Below are 3,426 nucleotides of genomic sequence, written 5' to 3' on the forward strand. Positions count from 1 at the left end.
ACCTGCCCGGTCTGCGCCTATCCGAAAGCGCGCGGCGACCAGTGCGACAACTGCGGCCGCTTGCTCGATCCGCTGGACCTGAAGGACCCGTACTCGGCCGTCTCCGGCTCGCGGAACCTCGAGGTGCGCGAGACCCGCCACCTCTACCTTCTGCAATCCAAGCTGGAGGACAGGATCCGCGCCTGGGTCGATTCCAAGAGCGAGTTCCCGCCGCTCACCCGCTCGATCGCCTACAAGCATCTGGACGAGGGCCTGATCGACCGCGGCATCACCCGCGACCTCGCCTGGGGCATCCCGGTGACGAAGGGCGGCGCCCCGCGCCCCGGCTTCGAGGGCAAGGTGTTCTACGTCTGGTTCGACGCGCCGGTGGAATACATTGGCGCGACCGTCGAGTGGGCGCAGGCGCAGGGCGGCGACTGGGAGCGCTGGTGGCGCACCGACAAGGGCGCGACGGATGTCCGCTACGTCCAGTTCATGGGCAAGGACAACGTCGCCTTCCACACCGTCAGCTTCCCGGCGACCATCCTCGGCTCCGAAGAGCCGTGGAAGACGGTCGACGTGCTCAAGAGCTTCAATTGGCTCAACTGGTACGGCGGCAAGTTTTCGACCAGCCAGAAGCGCGGCGTCTTCATGGACGCGGCGCTCGATCTGCTGCCGGCCGACTACTGGCGCTGGTATCTCACCGCCAACGCCCCGGAGAGCGCCGACAGCCCGTTCACCTGGGAGCAGTTCCAGAACACGGTGAACAGCGACCTCGCCAATGTGCTCGGCAACTTCGTCAACCGCATCACCAAGTTCGCCGAGAGCCGCTTCGACGCGGTCGTGCCGGCCGGCGGCGCGCCGGGCCCGCTGGAAGACAAGCTCTACGCCGACATCGGCGCCGGGATCGCCGCCCTGACCGCCTCGCTGGAGGGCATCTCCATGCGCCGGGCGGCCCAGGACCTGCGCGAGCTGTGGGTGACCGGCAACGCGTACCTGACCGAGGCCGCGCCGTGGACGGCCATCAAGACCGATCCGGAAAGGGCGGCGGTGGTCGTGCGCACCGGTCTCAACCTCGCCGCCCTGTTCGGCCGCGTGTCGGCCCCGTTCATCCCCTTCGCGGCCGAAAAGATCCTCGCCGCCTTCGAGGGTGCGCCGTCCGACTGGCCGACCAGCGACGGAAAAGCCGAGCTGTCCCGCCTGGCCGAGGGTGCGAAGATCGCGGCCCCGCCGGTGCTGTTCGCCAAGGTCGAGGACGCCCAGGTCGCCGAATGGACCGAGCGGTTCGGCGGGGCGGAAGAGGCGCAATAAGGCGCGTCATCGGCCGGGCTCGTCTCGGCCGAGACGAGTTCAGGAAGCTCAGTGCGCGCGGTGCTTGGCCTCTTCGGCCGGCCCGATGTCCAGGACGTCGGGCATGACCGCATTGTAGGCCTCGGTTCTGTCGAGATCGACGACGACCGTCCGGTGGCCTTCCCACATCATGTGCAGGGCGACGTAGAAGACGATCGCCAGGCCGAGGTAGCCGATCCAGCGGTACTTGTGCAGCAGGCGGGCGATCCAGGTCGCCGCCACGCCCATCAGGGCGATCGACAGCAGGAGCCCGAACACCATGATCGCCTCGTGTTCGCGGGCGGCGCCGGCTACGGCCAGCACGTTGTCCAGCGACATCGAGACGTCGGCGATCAGGATCTGCAGGAACGCCGCCTTGAACGACTTGGGCTGACGCGCGGTGACCGCGGCGGCGGGCTCGGTGCCCGGGTCGGCGTCCAGCACCGCTTCGGCCGCCGCCTCGTCCGACTCAGCCTGTTCGCGCAGCTCGCGCCACATCTTCCAGCAGACCCAGAGCAGCAGCACGCCGCCGGCCAGCAGCAGGCCGACGATGCCCAGCAGCTGGGTGGTGATCAGCGCGAAGCCGATCCGCAGGATGACGGCGGCGATCAGGCCGTAGAGGATCGCCTTCTTGCGCTGATCCTGCGGCAGGGCACCGGCCGCCAGGCCCACGGCGACGGCGTTGTCGCCGGCAAGGACCAGGTCAATCATCAGGACTTGGAGGAGGGCGGAAAGGGCGCCGGCGCTGAACAGCTCTTCGAACATGGGGACCTCAATGCATGGCCGGCGGGCCGGCTGCAACTGCTCAGCCTAAGGTTAAATCCGAGGGCGGGCCGCTTCGTAGAGCGCCACGGCGGCGGCCGCCGAGACGTTCAGGCTCTCGAAGCCGCCGGGCATCGGGATACGGGCCAGCTCGTCGCAATGTTCCGCCACCAGCCGGCGCATCCCTTCGCCCTCGGAGCCCAGCACCAGCACCGTCGGCGCGCCGTCGAGCACCTCGGCGAGGTCGCGCTCGCCCGCCCCGGTCAGGCCCACCGCCCGCCAACCGAGGTCGGCCAGCTCCTCAAGGGTGCGCGACAGGTTCACCACCCGCGCCACCGGGATCTGCTCCAGGGCCCCGGCCGCGGCCTTGGCCAGGGCGCCGGTGAAGCGTGGCGCGTTGCGGTCCTGCAGGATGACGCCGCTCGCCCCAAATGCGGCGGCCGATCGCAGGATGGCGCCGACGTTCTGCGGGTCCGTCACCTGGTCCAGCATCAGCAGCACCGCGCCCTTGCGGGGCTCGAAGCTTGCGACGTCGACCTCGTCGAGCGGGGCCGGCCGCAGGGCGACGCCCTGGTGCACCGCGTTCTGCGGCAGGTTCTGCGAGATCAGGCCGTTGTCGGCGGTCTCCAGCGCCGGCAACCGGCCGAATCGCGCCTCGATTTGGCAGGCCTTCTCCGGCGTCGCCAGCAGCCGTAGCGGCGCCCCGCGGCGCGGATTGGCCAGGGCGGCCTCGACCGCGTGCCAGCCCCAGATCCACTCGTCGTTCCCTGTGTCGGGACGGCGCGGGAAGCGCGGCGGCGGACCGCGTTTTTTCCCTTTCCGGGCGTCGTTGCGTTCGGGATGCGAGGCCACTATAAGACGCGCTCCAAATTGGGGGCCCCGGACGGGAAGCCGCCTCCAGGACCTTGCGACGGCGCTCTTAAAGCCCCTCGCGGCTCTGGCGGAAGGCTTTTTATCCGAGGCGTCCGACGAGGCTCCGGCGCGCGGGGGAATGTCCCGAGTGGCAAAGGGGGCGGACTGTAAATCCGCTGGCGTTAGCCTTCGTAGGTTCGAGTCCTACTTCCCCCACCACGCGCCGGTCCGAATGAGGAGAGATTTGGGCGACCCCGCCCACCCGGCGGGTATAGCACAATGGTAGTGCAGCAGCCTTCCAAGCTGAGGATGCGGGTTCGATTCCCGCTACCCGCTCCAAGTTCCCGTTTCATTGAACCCACGCCGGCAGGACCCCGATGGCCAAAGAGAAATTCGAACGCACGAAGCCGCACTGCAACATCGGCACGATTGGTCACGTTGACCATGGCAAGACGACGCTGACGGCGGCGATCACGATCACGCTGGCCAAGAGCGGCGGTGCGA

The 3,426-nt window shown here is 68.8% G+C and carries 4 protein-coding genes and 2 tRNA genes; 4 read left to right on the forward strand and 2 right to left on the reverse strand.

Annotated features, from left to right (window positions below):
- A partial coding sequence (locus ACILRF_RS15450) for a methionine--tRNA ligase (RefSeq protein WP_395674458.1) occupies positions 1–1,290 on the forward strand: 1,290 nt, incomplete at its 5' end.
- 48 nt (positions 1,291–1,338) lie between these two features.
- Here ACILRF_RS15450 and ACILRF_RS15455 read toward each other — a convergent pair.
- Entirely contained in the window at positions 1,339–2,073 is a 735-nt protein-coding gene (locus tag ACILRF_RS15455; protein ID WP_395674460.1) for a YjbE family putative metal transport protein, read from the reverse strand.
- A gap of 51 nt (positions 2,074–2,124) precedes the next feature.
- The gene (gene rlmB, locus ACILRF_RS15460; RefSeq protein WP_395674462.1) at positions 2,125–2,922 is read right to left on the reverse strand and encodes a 23S rRNA (guanosine(2251)-2'-O)-methyltransferase RlmB; all 798 of its coding nucleotides are present in this window, start codon (positions 2,920–2,922) and stop codon (positions 2,125–2,127) included.
- A gap of 133 nt (positions 2,923–3,055) precedes the next feature.
- Here rlmB and ACILRF_RS15465 point away from each other — a divergent pair.
- The 3 genes from ACILRF_RS15465 to ACILRF_RS15475 all read left to right on the forward strand — a co-directional run.
- Positions 3,056–3,141: transfer RNA gene (locus ACILRF_RS15465), tRNA-Tyr, on the forward strand.
- 46 nt (positions 3,142–3,187) lie between these two features.
- A tRNA-Gly gene (locus ACILRF_RS15470) sits at positions 3,188–3,261 on the forward strand.
- 38 nt (positions 3,262–3,299) lie between these two features.
- Positions 3,300–3,426: GTP-binding protein (locus tag ACILRF_RS15475; RefSeq protein WP_343698811.1), on the forward strand; the 127-nt coding region annotated here is incomplete at its 3' end.

Source organism: Phenylobacterium sp. (assembly GCF_044236515.1).
Classification (GTDB): domain Bacteria; phylum Pseudomonadota; class Alphaproteobacteria; order Caulobacterales; family Caulobacteraceae; genus Phenylobacterium.

Excerpts from the sequence above, each read along its gene's own strand:
- ACILRF_RS15455 (WP_395674460.1), bottom strand. The coding sequence starts at position 2,073 with ATGTTCGAAGAGCTGTTCAGCGCCGGCGCCCTTTCCGCCCTCCTCCAA.